The organism is Nocardioides sp. P5_C9_2 (assembly GCF_054049555.1).
This window is the reverse complement of sequence record NZ_JBFUMD010000040.1, coordinates 1-13,485: the sequence shown is the minus strand read 5'-3', so window position 1 is coordinate 13,485 and position 13,485 is coordinate 1. Positions and strand designations below refer to the sequence as shown.

Sequence of the window (13,485 nt, the reverse complement as noted above, 5' to 3'; positions counted from 1 at the left end):
GCCGCACGGCGGCCAGGACCGGCAGTCCGACCTCCTCCACCTCGGAGGCGGACCGGACCCGTCCGGCGAAGCGCTCGAGCAACCAGGCGATCAGGCACCCGAGAGCCAGCCCGGCGAGGGCTCCACCCAGCAGGATCAGGAGAGGCGTCAGGCCTCCGACGCGCACGGGCTCGGAGGCGGGGGAGATCACGGAGCCGGGAGGTGCGTCGCTGTTCTCCAGGTAGGAGCGCTGCGCGCGCAGGCTGACCAGCTCGTTGCGCAGTGCGGTCGCGAGCTCGGACTGGAAGAGGCGCTGCGCCTGGGTGCCCGACTGCGCGGCGACGGTGGCGGCACGCAGGTCGTCCACGACACCCTCGGTCTGGGTCTCGACCCGGGCGATCCGCGTGTCGTTGACCTCGGTCGACCTCCGCACCCGGTTGTCGAGGTAGGCGTTGGCCACGCCGTCGGCGATCGCCTGCGCGACGTCGGCACCACTCGCCGAGTAGGACATCTCCAGGACCTGCGTGTTCGGCGGCACACTGATGGCCACCCCCTGCTCGAGGTCGGCCACGGTCACGGGTCGGTTCTGCTTCGCCACCGCGGTGAGCACCTCGGCCGAACGGGCCACCTGCGCCTCGGTCTCGAGGCTGGTCAGCTCGTCCTGGCGAACGGTCTCCGGCGTCGGCGCGAAGGGGTTCCCGACGGCGGGGTTGATCAGCACGTGGGCGGTGCTGGTGTAGGTCACGGGCTGGGCGGCACCGACGAGCCATCCGATCACGGCGCCGTTGACCACGCACCAGAGGACGACGATCAGATGGCGTCGCGCGGCCCTGAGGGCCGACGGACGGGACGCGGTCGCTGCGTTGTATGGCTGCACGGTGATCATCCTTGGGTCGTGAGGGCCGCGGGCACGGGGCCGACGGGGTGCGTTCGGGGTCGGAGGTTCTGGGTGGACGCCACCGCGAGCCGTCGGCGGTCGCGCCGGACACCGATCAGGCAGCCGGCGAGCAGGCCGAGCATGGCCCCGGACGTGAGGGGGACCTGGGCGTTGGAGGCGTCCGGCAGGGTCGCGGGAGTCGCGGGGTCCACCACCTCCGCGGGCGACAGACGAGCCTCCTCCAGCTCCTGGAGGCCCTCGCGCAGCGCGATGACCTGGGCGACCACGTCGTCGTCGGCAGGGATGACCGCCTGGGTGCCCTGCGCCTGGGCGAGCAGGTCCTCCTGGCCCGCGGTCCACAGCCGGAGCAGGCGGAGCTGGTCGGCGCGCAGGGCACCCAGCGAGTCCCGCCGCACCTGCACCAGGGCGGAGACCGCCGCGTTGGCGGCCTCGGCCGCCGTCGTGCGGGAGGACGCTGTCACCGCGAGGTGCAGGACGCGGCTGGTGGGCGACGCCGTGACCGACATGTGCTGGAACGCGACGTCCTCGTCCGTGCCCAGGACCCGTGCGACGGCCCCCAGCACTGCGGGGCTGTAGAGCAGCTGGGCGTCGGTGTCGATGCTGACCGCGGGCGGGACGACCCCGATCCCCGTGGGGAGGACGTACTTCGGCACCGGGGCGAGCGCCACGGACGCCGTCGAGGAGTAGCTCGTCGGCTGCACGAGGGACCAGGCCAGCCCCGCCAGCAGCCCCAGTGCCATGAGCGCACCGATGACGGCCCGGTGGCGCCACGCGAAGCGGGCATGGTCGGACAGGAGAGGCAGCCCCGGGGGCTCGGTCAGGACCGCCATGCGGGATCCCGTCCGAGCATCGTGGCCAGCGCCTCGTCGTGGGCGTCGAAGTGGGTCCGCAGCCGGCTGCGTACGGCATCGGGCAGGGGCGAGCTCGGCCGGGCGTTCCAGCGGTCGAAGCGATCGGGAAGGATGCGCGGCAGCCCGAGGAAGTCCAGGACCGCGCCGTAGGTGGCCTCGGGCCGCTCGAAGAAGGACTCGCTCTCGATGAGGTGCACGCGCTCCGGCGGGACGTGCTGGTGCAGGCGCCGGAGCTGCTCGGCGTACTGGCTGCGGCGCAGGTAGGCGTGGTGGCGGTGGCTGAAGCTCTGGTAGGCGGGGTCCGCCACCATGCGCTCCTCCTGGCCGGCCAACCGCTCGTCCTCCAGCTCGAGGGCTCGCTCGAACGGCTCGGTCTCGTAGCCCCGGGCGAACTCGTGCTTGTGCGCCGAGAAGGCGCGCTCGATGGGGTCGCGGAGCATGGCCAGTACCTTGACGTCGGGCAGGTGCCGGGCCATGCGCTCCGCGGCGCACGGGTGGAACAGGTAGTAGCCGCTCGCCTCGAAGGTGACCGGTGTCCCCGCGTGCCCGTGGCTCCGCCTCCTCAGCGTGGCCGTCGTCGGGAAGTGGCCCTGGTACCAGGCGAAGTCACGGTGGTAGTTGATGTCGAAGTAGTTGACGCCCTTGTGGTAGTTGGCCTGGTGGATCAAGGGGTGCGACATCAGCGCCCGGAACAGCGAGGTCGTCCCCGTGCGCTGGGCGCCCACCAGGATGAACGAGGGAAGCTGGCGGCGGCTCGCGGTGACGGAGCCCACCTGCACCGACACGGACCTCCCGGCGGTCTTCAGGGGGTGGGGAACAGTGGAGCGCAGGGTCATGATCGTCCTTCCGTGACGGTGGAGCGGGGTAGTTCCAGCAACCGCGTGAGCAGCGACACCACCCAGGCCGTGCGACGTTCGAACTCGGGCCGCGCGCCGTGCGTGAGTGCGTCGACGTACCGCACCGCCATCTCGAGCAGGTAGAGCCTCAGCACCAGGTCGTGCTGGCTCGGGTCCACGCCGAAGGTGGACAGGCCGTGGGAGACGGACCCCAGGAAGTGGCGCTCCTGGAGCGGCTGGTCGCGGTGCCCGGCGACGACGCCCTGCGCGATGAGGTGCAGCCCGTCGAAGCCGAGGGGGACCTCGGCCTCGTAGCGCTCCCAGTCCCACAGCTGGAGGACCCCGTTGCTCATCCCCATGTTCCAGGGACCCCAGTCGCCGTGCCAGCCGCCGACCTCCAGCTCGACGCCTCCGTCGGTGGCCTCGATGGCCAGGACGGCCGTCGGGAGGGTGGAGCCGTGGGGGACGTCGGCGAGCCGCAGCGCCCCGGTGCGCAGGCGCGACCAGAAGGCGCTCTGCGACAGCACACGGTGCCGCACCCCGCCCAGGCGGGCCACCTCCAGCATCGAGGCGATGCGGGTGGACTCGTTGACCGGCTCCGTCCTGTCGGTCGACAGCGGCGACATCACGAGGACGTCGAGGCCGCACCACGACCCGTGGTGCAGGAGCTGTGGTGCCCGGAAGCTGCGGGGGGCGAGTCCGCCGACCGTGCGCAGTGCCTCCGCCTCGTGACGGACCAGTGCCGCGGTCAGGGCGTTGTGTCCCACCTTGGCGTAGCCGACGAGGGTGCCGTCGAGACCGAAGATCTGCAGCACCGGCTTCTGGTTGACGCGCCGCGGCCCCAGCACCACACCGACGCGGACCTCCGTCCCCAGGACGTCGCCCAGGTGGTTCTCGATCGAGTCCGCCCGGGGGTCGCCACCCTCCACGCGGAGCTTCGGCCAGCGCGCCAGGGCGAACGCCGGCGACCGCACCGACCGCTGCAGGACCGAGCGCATCGGCCGGACGAATCGCGACCCGTCGTTGCCGAGGCGTCCGAGCATGGTGGCAGCGGCCGGCAGGTCCGTCGGCACCAGCAGACGCGGATTGCGTGCGCTGGGGAAGATGTAGGCCTCCCGGTGGGGGAGCGCGGAGGGGCGGAGCGCGCGCGTGGTGTACGGCGTTCCCCACGGCGCGGGCCACAGGAGCCTGGCGACCTCGGCGGCGTACGACGCGGACGCCTCAGGAGCGGACGACGTCATGTGGGGACCTCCTCGGACGGCCGGTCGGCGCGGGCCATCAGGCCGATGGCGATGAAGGCGGTGAACAGGGCCGACCCCAAGGAGTCGTAGAAGAAGAAGCACAGCACCGCTTGCAGGAGGACGGTGCATCCCATGATGTCYAGGGCCGACGGTCCCCGGGCCCGGTGCAGGAACTGCATCGCGAAGAACGCCAGGCTCAGGATCGTCCCCACGAAGCCGGTCGTCAGGATCAGCCGCCACATGAATCCCTGGGTGCCGAGCGGCGGCGCCGCGCACTGGTGGCACTGCGCGGTCTCACCCCCGGCGAGGGAGCTGAAGCTGCCCTGCATCGTGCGGGTCGTGCCGTAGCCGACCAGCGGGGAGCCCTGCGCCGTGACTGTCGCGACCGTCTCCGCCGTGCTGGCCCGACGGCTGTTGCTGTGCGGGGTCTCGACCCGCAGCAGGAGGGTGTCGTACAGCGGCGAGGACACGAACACGATGCCGCCGACGAGCGCGATCGCCACCATGGCCCGCATGGCACCGCCACGGCCGTTGAGGGCGAGTCGGCCGGCCGCGTACACCGCAGCCAGGAGGATCGAGATCCACAGTCCCCGGTTGAGGGAGAAGACGATGGGGAAGACCGCGGCGACCAGGATGAACGGCGCCGCCTTCCGCCGCCAACCGGCCTCCCGGCCGCACCAGGCGAGCATGAAGAAGGGGAGGTACAGCGCGAGGTTGTTGCCCCACGAGTTGGAGTAGGCGAACGGTGCCGTCGGGCGCGGCTGCACGTAGCCCAGGAAGTCCACCGACTGGGAGAGGGACGGGTGGATGAGGGTGCGCACGAAGTTCTTCGACGCCAGGCCGTGCGGAATCAGCAGCTCCATCGGCGACGTGAACTCCAGGGTCGGGGCGAGCACGGACAGCACCCCGAAGCCCGTCGTCACGACGAACATCCACGCGAGCAGCCTCACGACCCACAGCGTCGACACCTGACGGGCGGTGTTGAGGACGTAGAGCATCACGATGGTGACCGAGAGGTACCAGCCGAACCAGATCGTGAAGCCGGCCAGCTGGCTCAGGCCCCCGCCCGGCACCGTGCCGGGGGCGACCGCCTTGATGAGGAAGACCCCCGCGAGCGTCCACACCAGGAACAGCAGCCAGAGGGCGAAGCCTCGGGGGACCCGCACCGATCCCTGCCGGTACAGGATCACCGCCATCGCCGCCGCCGCGATGAAGAAGACCAGCTCGGCCAGCCCCATGGCCCACCAGAGGGGGAAGCCGAGGTACAGGGCGGCCAGTGGCCACCCGGGACGCAGGAGGCGGTGCTCCACCAACGGGGTCGGGTCGACGCGGGAGAGAGTGCTCATCGCGCACTCCCGCGTGGGTCGGGGCACCCGCGGCTACGATCAGGTCCACCTGATCGCGCCACGTCTTCAAGGTGAAGCACCTTCAAGACGGCCCCCCGGTCGCATCGAGTCGCATTGGTTGCATCGAGTAGTCGGATGTCGAGCCCCGGTGGGGCCGCGCAGGCGACGTTAGGCCCGGCTGCGGAGCAGGTAGTCGGATGAGTCCATCCATCCCCAATATGGGGGTATGACTCCGAGGAGAGGTCGTGGTGGGAGACGGGGGAACGGCCCTGGCGGCGGTCGGGCGGTCGACACGATGGCGGGTCGCCCTCGCGGCGATCCTGTGCGCGGGCGTCGCCGGAGCCTGGGCGCAGGGGGACCCTCCGGTGGACGCCTCGCGTGACCGGGCGACGGACGCCACGGCCACGTCGATGCCCGTCGCGGACCTGTGGCTGCCCTTCGAGGACCAGACGGTCTCCTTCGGCGGCGACACGGAGTACCCCGACGCGAACGGTCGGTCCCACGTCGGGCGCGTCGAGTCCGCCAACGACGGCACGGTGGAGGTCGTCCCGGGCGCGGATGACAGGGGTGACGCCGTGGCGTTCCCCGGGGCCTGCACCGAGGCGCAGGGATGTCCGCGCGCGATGGTCGAGGTGACGAGCGCCGAGGACCTGAACCCGGGAGAGCGTGACTTCGCGTACGGAGCCGCGGTGTGGCTGGCACCCGACCAGACGACGACCGGCTCCAACGTCGTGCAGAAGGGCCGGTTCGCGACCGAGGGCGGGCTGTGGAAGCTGCAGGTCGACAGCGCCGAGGGCCAGCCGAGCTGCGTCGTGCGGACGGCGGAGGGCCTGGTCACGGTGCGGTCGACCGTGTCGATCGCGGACTCGCGGTGGCACCGGGTGGAGTGTCGACGGGACCGGACCGGTGTCAGCATCCGTGTCGACGACACGGTCGAGGGCGTCGACGGGGGCACGGGGTCGGTGGACAACGAGTGGCCCATCCGCATCGGCAGCCCCGGTGTGGGCGACCATGACGACCAGTTCCACGGCCGCGTCGACGACGTGTTCCTGACGATCGCTCCCGCGGACTAGCGCCTCACCSGGGACGGGCGGACGACCCAGTCGGAGGCCAGCAGGTCGGCGAAGGTCCGCTCGGTCCTGCCGTGCATCTCCCACGAGCCCTCGGGCGCATTGAGGCTCGAGTTGTAGTAGGCCATCGAGACGACGTTGTGCTCGCGGGCGTACTGCGCCGCGTCGCGCAGCCACTCGGCCGCCAGTCCGGGGTTGCGCGGGTCCTCCCGGCAGCCGTACTCACCGATGGCGATGGGCACGTCGCCGAACCAGCCGAGCGCTTCGTCGGCCCTGCTGCCGAAGCTGCGCCAGGGCTTGCCGTTGTTGGGCGACCAGTGGTTGTAGACGTCGAGCCCCATCACCGCGGCCTCCGGGACGAGCCAGGCGGCGGGGTCCACGTCGTCGCGCACGGGGTCGAAGGTCCACTGCTGCAGGACCGGGCACACCACCACCCGCGGCGAGGCTCCGGCCGCGAGCTCGATCAGGTGCCGCTGCATCGCGACGAAGTCAGCCGGCTGCATGCCCGGCGGGCCGGCGTCGTTCTCCGGCTCGTGGTGGAGCGTGAACAGGATCGGCGCGCGGGTCGCTGCAAGGGGGGTGAGCATGCTGCCCAGCCACTCGTCGTACGTGCCGTCGGCGACCTCCCGCCAGGTGCCGCGGGGCTTCATCGACACGTGCGGCAGACGTCGGTGGGCGATGTCGTCCAGGCACTCGCTGACCAGCTTCTCGACCTCCGCGTCGTGCGCGGTGAAGAACGAGCGGTTGACGGCCAGCGAGCTGCCCAGCTCCTGCTCCCAGTCACTCACGGACCGGTCGTAGGGAACCGAGGCGCCGTAGTACACCTGACCCGGTCCGGCCTTGAGGGCGTTGCGCGAGACCCCCCGCGGTCGGGGGGAGGCGGACGAGGGTCCGGGCTCCGGTGCGGTCGTGGCAGACCTGGGAGCCGTGCGGGCCGGAGGCCGTGGATCGGCGCCGCAGGACGTCGCCAGGAAGGAGACTGCGAGGGACGCGCCGATGCCCAGCAGGTCACGACGGGCGAGGGCCATGGCGGCACGGTAGATGTCGTGCTCGAGGTGGCGGACCGCTCCCGCCGCAGGTCACCCAAACTGGGGACGGGAGCCGTCGAGCCGGATGGTGCATCCGTCGCGTCGTGGCCGAGAGCCACGGCAGGGTCCGCGCGGTGGTGCTCTCCGCGGTCCCCGGGGGGCGCCCCCAAAATCGAGGAATCCCGACTCGTGCGCCGTCGCGCCGACCGCCGGTCATCAGGATGACACGACCATGAAGACAGTCCACACGTGCCAGGTCGGGCGCGGCTGCGCGCCGCTTCGACGAGTGGCGCCATGACCGGCCCCGTGCTCCTGGTGAGCACGCAGGGCGGACACCTTGCCCACCTGCTCGCACTGCGCTCGTGGTGGGAGGGTCGCGACCGTCTCTGGGTGTGCCCCGACACCCCCGACGTCGTGGACCGGCTGGACGGTGAGCGGGTGCTGCACTCGTACTCGCCGACGACCCGCAACGTGCCCAACCTGGCCCGCAACGCCGTCCTGGCGGTGCAGCTGCTGCGCCGCGAGCGTCCCTCGCTCGTGGTGAGCGCGGGCGCGGGGGTCGCCGTGCCGTTCTTCGTCGCGGCCTGGGTCCTGGGCATCCCGACGGTCTTCATCGAGGTCTACGACCGGTTCGACAGCCCGACCATGACCGGTCGACTCTGCGGCCCGTTCACCACGCGCCGCATCGTGCAGTGGCAGAGCCAGCTGGAGTTCTACCCCGACGCCCACCTCGTGGGGCCGCTGCTATGACGGCCCTCGTCGTGGCGCTCGCCGGCACCGACCACCACCCGTTCGAGCGGATGGTGCAGTGGGTCGACACCGAGGCCGCATGCCACGCCGACGTGCGGTTCGTGGTGCAGCACGGGGCCACCCGGCCTCCGCGGGTGGCCGAGGGCTACGACTTCCTCACCCACGACCGGCTGGTCGCCCTGCTCGCGGAGGCCTCCCTCGTCGTGTGCCACGGCGGTCCGGGCACGATCATGGACGCCCGGGAGGCCGGTCACGTGCCGCTGTGCATCCCGCGTGACCCGCTCCTGGGCGAGCACGTGGACGGTCACCAGCAGCGCTTCGCCTCCCTCGCCGGGGGGTCGGGCGTGGTGCGGGTCGTCTCCACCGCCGCGGTCTTCCACGAGGAGCTGGAGAGCGCCCTGCTGCCGGCCACCGTGCTGCGCGCCGTCGGGTCGACGACCCAGGACCGGGACGCCGCCCGAGCCCTGGCCGCGGCCGAGCTGGACAGCCTGATCAACCGTCGCCCGTCGCGCCACGCCCGCCTGTTCCGGGCCGCCGGCTAGTGACAGCGACCCCTCGGCCGGCGTGAGGACGTACCCCGAAATGGGGACTTCCGCCGGAGCTCGCCAGACCCCGCGTCGTGGATCGAGGAGGGTGACCGCATCAGCGCGGCCGTCGGGGGGCAGTGCGGGCCGAAAGGAAGTGAACGTGCGCGTCACCATCGTGTACCTGGGGGGCTTCGGCCGCTCCGGGTCGACCCTCGTCGAGCGGATGCTCGGGGCCGCGACGTCCTGGGTCAACATCGGTGAGCTGGTCGACCTGGCCCGCTCGGTGGCCCCCGCCGACGAGCTCTGCGGCTGCGGACAGCCGTTCTCGGCTTGTCCCTTCTGGACGGCGGTCGGACGGTCCGCCTTCGGCGGATGGACCCCGGAGGTCCTGGACCGGCTGCACTCCGCGCAGCGCGCCGCCGCGCGGCAGCGCCACCTGCCCGGGCTGCTCGCCGGTCGGGCGCCGTCAGCGTCGCTGACCGACCTGCGCGCCGACTACGCACGGATCTACCGCGCCGTCGCCGAGGTCTCCGGTGCCCGGGTGGTGGTCGACGCCTCCAAGGGCCCGGCCCTGGGCCTGGCCCTCGCCGGAGCCCGCGACATCGACCTGCGGGTGCTCAACGTCGTACGGGATCCCCGAGCCGTCGCGTGGTCGTGGCAGCGCCACGTCGAGCGACCGCACGCCACCGGCGGCTCCGAGGAGATGTGGCGGATCCCCGCGCACCGCTCGGCCGCGCAGTGGGGCGCGCTCCAGCTGGAGATGACGGCCATCGCGGCCCTCGGAGGCGTGCGCTCCGCCCGTCTGCGCTACGAGGACTTCGTCACCGACCCGGTCGCGTCCCTGACCGAGGCCGCCCAGGCCCTGGGCCTGCCGCTGGGCGCGGCCGACCTTCCCGCCGTCGAGGCAGGCCGCACGGTGCTCGGGCCGAGCCACGGCCTCTCCGGCAACCCCAGCAGGTTCCGATCGGGATCCGTCGAGCTCCGGCGGGACGACCGGTGGGCCACCCAGATGCCGGCGAGGGACCGGGCCGTCGTCACGTCCCTCACGCTGCCCCTGCTCAGGGCCTACCGGTACCCCACGTCCACGAGCGCGGTCACCGCGTCCGACACCCACGACCGCCACGAGGCAAGGAGCACACGGTGAACGAGCCGACATCGACGAGCGAGGGCGCAGTGACCGCGGGCACCCCGCTGGTCACCGTGGTGATTCCGACCAGGGGGCGCCCGGCGCTGCTGCTGGAGACCCTGGACGCCATCGTCGCCCAGGACTACGCCGGCCCGCTGGAGGTCTTCGTCGTCCACGATCGCGAGGAGGCGGACCCGAGCCTGGCGGACCTGTCGCGTCCGGGCCGGCGGATCGTCCCGATCGTCAACACCCGCACCGGCGGCCTCTGCGGTGCCCGCAACACCGGCGTCCTGCTGTCCCGGGCCGAGCTCGTGGCCAGCTGCGACGACGACGACCTGTGGTACCCCGCCAAGGTGCGCCTCCAGGTCGAGCGGCTCCTCGCCGATCCCACCCTGCTGGCGGTCGGGTCGGGGATCCGCCTGCTCATGGGCGAGCGCGGCGACGTCGAGTGGCCGGCACGCGAGCCCGTCGTCACCCACACGCGACTGCTGGAGAACCGCGTCAAGGAGCTGCACAGCTCGACGCTGATGATGCGTCGTTCGGCCTTCGACGTCGCGGGGCTCTACGACGAGGAGCTGCCGTTCGGCCACGGCGAGGACTACGACTGGCTGCTGAGGGCGAGCCGGGCCGGCCGGGTCGGCACGGTCCAAGAGATCCTGGCCGACATCCGCAAGGACGTGCCCTCCTGGTTCCGCGACAAGTGGCTCAACACCGCCACCGCGCTGGAGTACCTCCTCGAGAAGCACCCCGACTTCGCAGACCGCCGACGGGGCCACGCCCGCATGCTCGGACAGATCGCCTACGCGCGGGCCGCAGCGGGGGAGCGGGGCCGCGGCGCACGCATCGCCGGGCGCGCGCTGTGTCGCTATCCCGCCGCACCCCACGCGTGGCTCGCGCTCGCCGTGGCCGGACCGGGCATCGAGCCCCGTCGCATGCTGTCGCTGTCGCGTCGCCTCGGGCGGGGCCTGTCATGAGCCGGCTGCCCAACTTCTTGTACGTCGGACCCGACAAGGCCGGCTCGTCCTGGCTCCACGAGATCCTGCTCGGACACCCGGACGTCTACCTGACGCCCGCCAAGGACCTCTACTACTTCGACCGCTACTACGACCGCGGACTGGCGTGGTACGCCGCCCAGTTCCGCGACGCGCGCGACGAGGCGGTCGTGGGCGAGGTCTGCCAGGACTACCTCTTCCACCCGGACGCGGCCGACCGCATCAACGAGACGCTGGGCCCGGTGCGCATCATGGTGTCCTTGCGGGACCCGGTCGAGCGCGCGTGGTCGTCGTACCTCTACATGCGCAAGCACGGCATCGGGCCGGACACGTTCGGCGAGGCCCTGCGCAGTCGCCCCGAGCTCCTCGAGCACGGCCGCTACGCCACCGGGCTCGACCGCTTCCTGGTGCACCTGCCGCGCGAGATGGTCCACGTCGCCCTCTTCGACGACCTGGCGGCCGACCCGCAGGGCTTCCTGGACGGGGTCACCGACTTCCTCGACGTCGACCGTCTGCCGCTGGCGAGCAAGGACCTCGAGGCCCGGCTGCCGGCTGCCAGGGCGCGTTCCGTGCGCCTGGCATCGGTCGCGCGCCGCAGCGCGGACTGGGTGCGCGAGCACGACGGGGCCCGTCTGGTGGGAGCTGTCAAGCGCTCTCCCCTCGTGCACCGGACGCTCTACCGCCCCATCGACCGTGCGACGGTGCGGCCCGACCCGTCGGACGTGACCACGGTGCGCAACGCCCTGGCCCCCGAGATCGCCTCGCTCGAGCGGACGCTCGGACTGCGGCTCGGTGAGGCCTGGGGCTGGTAGCCCGGCCCGCGCAGCGCCGCTCCCGGTCGCGCTCCGGTGCGGCCCGTATGTCCTGAGCACGGGTCGCTCCCGCGGCCTGTGATGTCTCAGGACATCGGTACACATATGTCTCAGGACATCGGTGACACTGCGCGGTGCGGGCGGGGCGTCTTTGGTAGCCGCGTCTGCCGCTGAGGGTGACCTCAGCGAGGAGCTCGTTGCCTCGTAGGACGACGACGTGGCGATGTTGTCGGATCACGGTGACGTGCTCGCCGCTGTGGCGCCGGCCGATGCTGAAGAGGTGGCCGTCGATGCCGATGCAGCCAGCCACTCGAGCTGACCTCGACGGCGAGGATCTGGACCGGCCACGGGATGGGGTGATCTCCCGGGCCGTCCTTGGGGCCGAGGTCATAGCGCTCGGCGGGGGTGAGGCCGTTGAGGTGGGTCTTGCGGCGACGATGGTTTGTAGTGCTCGCGATAGCGGTTGAGCAGCGTCCGGAGCTCCTCCAACGAGCTGGCAGGGGGTCGTTTCCGCAGCCACATGAGCACCGTGGCGTGGGCCCGTCGTTCTTCCCACAGGTCTGGGGGTGGGCGGTCGAGCTGGTTCAGGGTGCGACCCACAGGGCGGAGGTTCTTCCTCCAACGCAGCGTCCACCGCGGGGTGCCCCGGAGAAGTCGGAAACGTCAACGGTCGTCGTGAACGCGGGTAGAACCCCTCGACACCCTCCTTCTCGAACCGCTTGCGGTACTTGTAGAACGTCGTCACCTCTGGTCCCACCGGAACCCCATCTCTGGCCATCGCCCAGCATGGACGAGAACCCATCAGGTGTTACCGAAGTCCTGAGACTCGACAGGTCGCTCCCACGACCAGTCCAGATGACGTACGCGGTCGACCGGGCGCGGCGGACCGTTCCTGCCGTGCGATCCCGGCGGGTCAGTAGGCCCCGCGGTGTCCCATCACGGCGCGGACCGTGCGGAACAGGATGGCCATGTCCAGCGCGAGCGACCAGTTGTCGACGTAGCGCAGGTCGAGACGCACGGACTCCGCCCAGGTCAGGTCCGAGCGGCCCGACACCTGCCACAGGCCCGTGAGTCCCGGCTTGACGACGAGGCGACGACGCGGGTCGGGGTCGTAGCGCTCGACCTCCTCGGGCAGCGCCGGACGCGGTCCCACCAGGGACATCTGCCCGGTGACGACGTTCCACAGCTGCGGGAGCTCGTCGATGGAGTAGCGACGCAGGATCGCACCCAGGGGGGTGATCCGAGGGTCGGTGCGGATCTTGAAGAGCACACCGCCCTCGACCTGGTTGAAGGCGGTGAGCGCGGCCAGGTCCTCGGGCGCCGTCGTCGTCATCGTGCGGTACTTCACCATCGTGAACTCCGCGCCACCTCGGCCGACCCGCCGCTGGCGGAAGAGCCCGGGGCCCGTCGACTCGGCGCGCACGAGCGCCCAGACCAGCACCAGGAGCGGCGAGAGGAGGACCAGGGCCAGGGCGGCGACGAGCCGCTCCACGACCTCCTTGAAGAGACGGCGGAGTCCGCGCGCGGGGGCCGGACGGACCTGCATCACGTTGAGCCCGGCGCCCTGCACGACGGAGATGCGCGCGGGGGAGACGTCGAGCAGACCCGTTCCGACGTACAACGGGACGCCGGCGCTCGAGGCGCCCCACTCGATCCGGCGCAGCGCCGCGGGCGTCAGCTCGGGGCCGGGCAGCAGCAGGAGCGCGTCGGCGCCCGTGCGGACGGCCACGTCGGCGGCCGACGCCACGCCCACCTGCGTCGGCATGGGGCCCAGGGGGTCGCTGGGGCCGGCGGAGACGCACGCAGCGGCCACCTCGTAGCGGCGCGAGGTCGCCAGCTCTGCCATGGCCGAGCGCACGTCCTCGGGGTGACCCGCGAGGACGATCCGCGTCGTCATCTCACCGGGCAGCGGCACCAGGCCGCTGACGAGCGCGGCGAGCGTCAGGCTCGCCACGACCGGGACCATGACGTGGGGGGCGACGGCGGCGCCGAGCACGAGGGTGGCGAGCCAGCTGGCGATGCCGAGCAT

Annotated in this window: 13 protein-coding genes; 6 read left to right on the top strand and 7 right to left on the bottom strand. The window is 71.9% G+C overall.

The window, feature by feature from the left end:
* From ACXJKL_RS03775 to ACXJKL_RS03755, 5 genes are all read right to left on the bottom strand, one after another.
* A partial coding sequence (locus ACXJKL_RS03775) for a hypothetical protein (RefSeq protein WP_457205720.1) occupies window positions 1–856 on the bottom strand: 856 nt, incomplete at its 3' end.
* Window positions 857–861: 5 nt separating this feature from the next.
* Window positions 862–1,707, bottom strand: coding sequence for a hypothetical protein (locus ACXJKL_RS03770; RefSeq protein ID WP_457205719.1), 846 nt, complete (start codon window positions 1,705–1,707; stop codon window positions 862–864).
* Window positions 1,695–2,564, bottom strand: coding sequence for a sulfotransferase family protein (locus tag ACXJKL_RS03765; protein ID WP_457205718.1), 870 nt, complete (start codon window positions 2,562–2,564; stop codon window positions 1,695–1,697). Before ACXJKL_RS03765 ends, ACXJKL_RS03770 begins: the two co-directional genes overlap by 13 nt.
* Window positions 2,561–3,805, bottom strand: coding sequence for a hypothetical protein (locus ACXJKL_RS03760; protein WP_457205717.1), 1,245 nt, complete (start codon window positions 3,803–3,805; stop codon window positions 2,561–2,563). Before ACXJKL_RS03760 ends, ACXJKL_RS03765 begins: the two co-directional genes overlap by 4 nt.
* Window positions 3,802–5,151: a hypothetical protein gene (locus tag ACXJKL_RS03755; protein WP_457205716.1), complete on the bottom strand. Its 1,350-nt coding sequence runs from the start codon at window positions 5,149–5,151 to the stop codon at window positions 3,802–3,804. Before ACXJKL_RS03755 ends, ACXJKL_RS03760 begins: the two co-directional genes overlap by 4 nt.
* A gap of 245 nt (window positions 5,152–5,396) precedes the next feature.
* Between ACXJKL_RS03755 and ACXJKL_RS03750 the strand changes: the two genes are divergently transcribed.
* Window positions 5,397–6,224, top strand: a complete 828-nt coding sequence (locus ACXJKL_RS03750) for a LamG-like jellyroll fold domain-containing protein (RefSeq protein WP_457205715.1) — start codon at window positions 5,397–5,399, stop codon at window positions 6,222–6,224.
* Here ACXJKL_RS03750 and ACXJKL_RS03745 read toward each other — a convergent pair.
* A complete protein-coding gene (locus ACXJKL_RS03745) occupies window positions 6,221–7,249 on the bottom strand; it encodes a hypothetical protein (protein ID WP_457205714.1) in 1,029 nt (342 codons plus the stop codon). The genes ACXJKL_RS03750 and ACXJKL_RS03745 overlap by 4 nt on opposite strands.
* 294 nt (window positions 7,250–7,543) lie before the next feature.
* On the opposite strand from ACXJKL_RS03745, the gene ACXJKL_RS03740 reads away from it, so the two are divergent.
* From ACXJKL_RS03740 to ACXJKL_RS03720, 5 genes are all read left to right on the top strand, one after another.
* Complete coding sequence (locus ACXJKL_RS03740; RefSeq protein WP_457205713.1) at window positions 7,544–7,999, top strand: UDP-N-acetylglucosamine--LPS N-acetylglucosamine transferase; 456 nt, start codon at window positions 7,544–7,546, stop codon at window positions 7,997–7,999.
* A complete protein-coding gene (locus ACXJKL_RS03735; protein WP_457205712.1) occupies window positions 7,996–8,541 on the top strand; it encodes a glycosyltransferase in 546 nt (181 codons plus the stop codon). The genes ACXJKL_RS03740 and ACXJKL_RS03735 overlap by 4 nt, the downstream gene beginning before the upstream one ends.
* Before the next feature lie 145 nt (window positions 8,542–8,686).
* Window positions 8,687–9,670, top strand: coding sequence for a sulfotransferase (locus ACXJKL_RS03730; protein ID WP_457205711.1), 984 nt, complete (start codon window positions 8,687–8,689; stop codon window positions 9,668–9,670).
* On the top strand, window positions 9,667–10,626 hold the full coding sequence (locus ACXJKL_RS03725) for a glycosyltransferase (RefSeq protein WP_457205710.1): 960 nt from the start codon (window positions 9,667–9,669) through the stop codon (window positions 10,624–10,626). The genes ACXJKL_RS03730 and ACXJKL_RS03725 overlap by 4 nt, the downstream gene beginning before the upstream one ends.
* On the top strand, window positions 10,623–11,456 hold the full coding sequence (locus tag ACXJKL_RS03720; RefSeq protein WP_457205709.1) for a sulfotransferase domain-containing protein: 834 nt from the start codon (window positions 10,623–10,625) through the stop codon (window positions 11,454–11,456). Before ACXJKL_RS03725 ends, ACXJKL_RS03720 begins: the two co-directional genes overlap by 4 nt.
* A 913-nt stretch (window positions 11,457–12,369) precedes the next feature.
* Here the strand turns inward: ACXJKL_RS03720 and ACXJKL_RS03715 are convergent.
* The coding region (locus ACXJKL_RS03715) for an exopolysaccharide biosynthesis polyprenyl glycosylphosphotransferase (protein ID WP_457205708.1) at window positions 12,370–13,485 on the bottom strand (1,116 nt) is incomplete at its 5' end.

Bases quoted from the DNA above. Each gene is read 5' to 3' on its own strand.
- ACXJKL_RS03770 (WP_457205719.1), bottom strand. From the start codon at position 1,707: ATGGCGGTCCTGACCGAGCCCCCGGGGCTGCCTCTCCTGTCCGACCAT.
- ACXJKL_RS03720 (WP_457205709.1), top strand. From the start codon at position 10,623: ATGAGCCGGCTGCCCAACTTCTTGTACGTCGGACCCGACAAGGCCGGC.
- ACXJKL_RS03760 (WP_457205717.1), bottom strand. From the start codon at position 3,805: ATGACGTCGTCCGCTCCTGAGGCGTCCGCGTCGTACGCCGCCGAGGTC.
- ACXJKL_RS03765 (WP_457205718.1), bottom strand. From the start codon at position 2,564: ATGACCCTGCGCTCCACTGTTCCCCACCCCCTGAAGACCGCCGGGAGG.
- ACXJKL_RS03735 (WP_457205712.1), top strand. From the start codon at position 7,996: ATGACGGCCCTCGTCGTGGCGCTCGCCGGCACCGACCACCACCCGTTC.
- ACXJKL_RS03740 (WP_457205713.1), top strand. From the start codon at position 7,544: ATGACCGGCCCCGTGCTCCTGGTGAGCACGCAGGGCGGACACCTTGCC.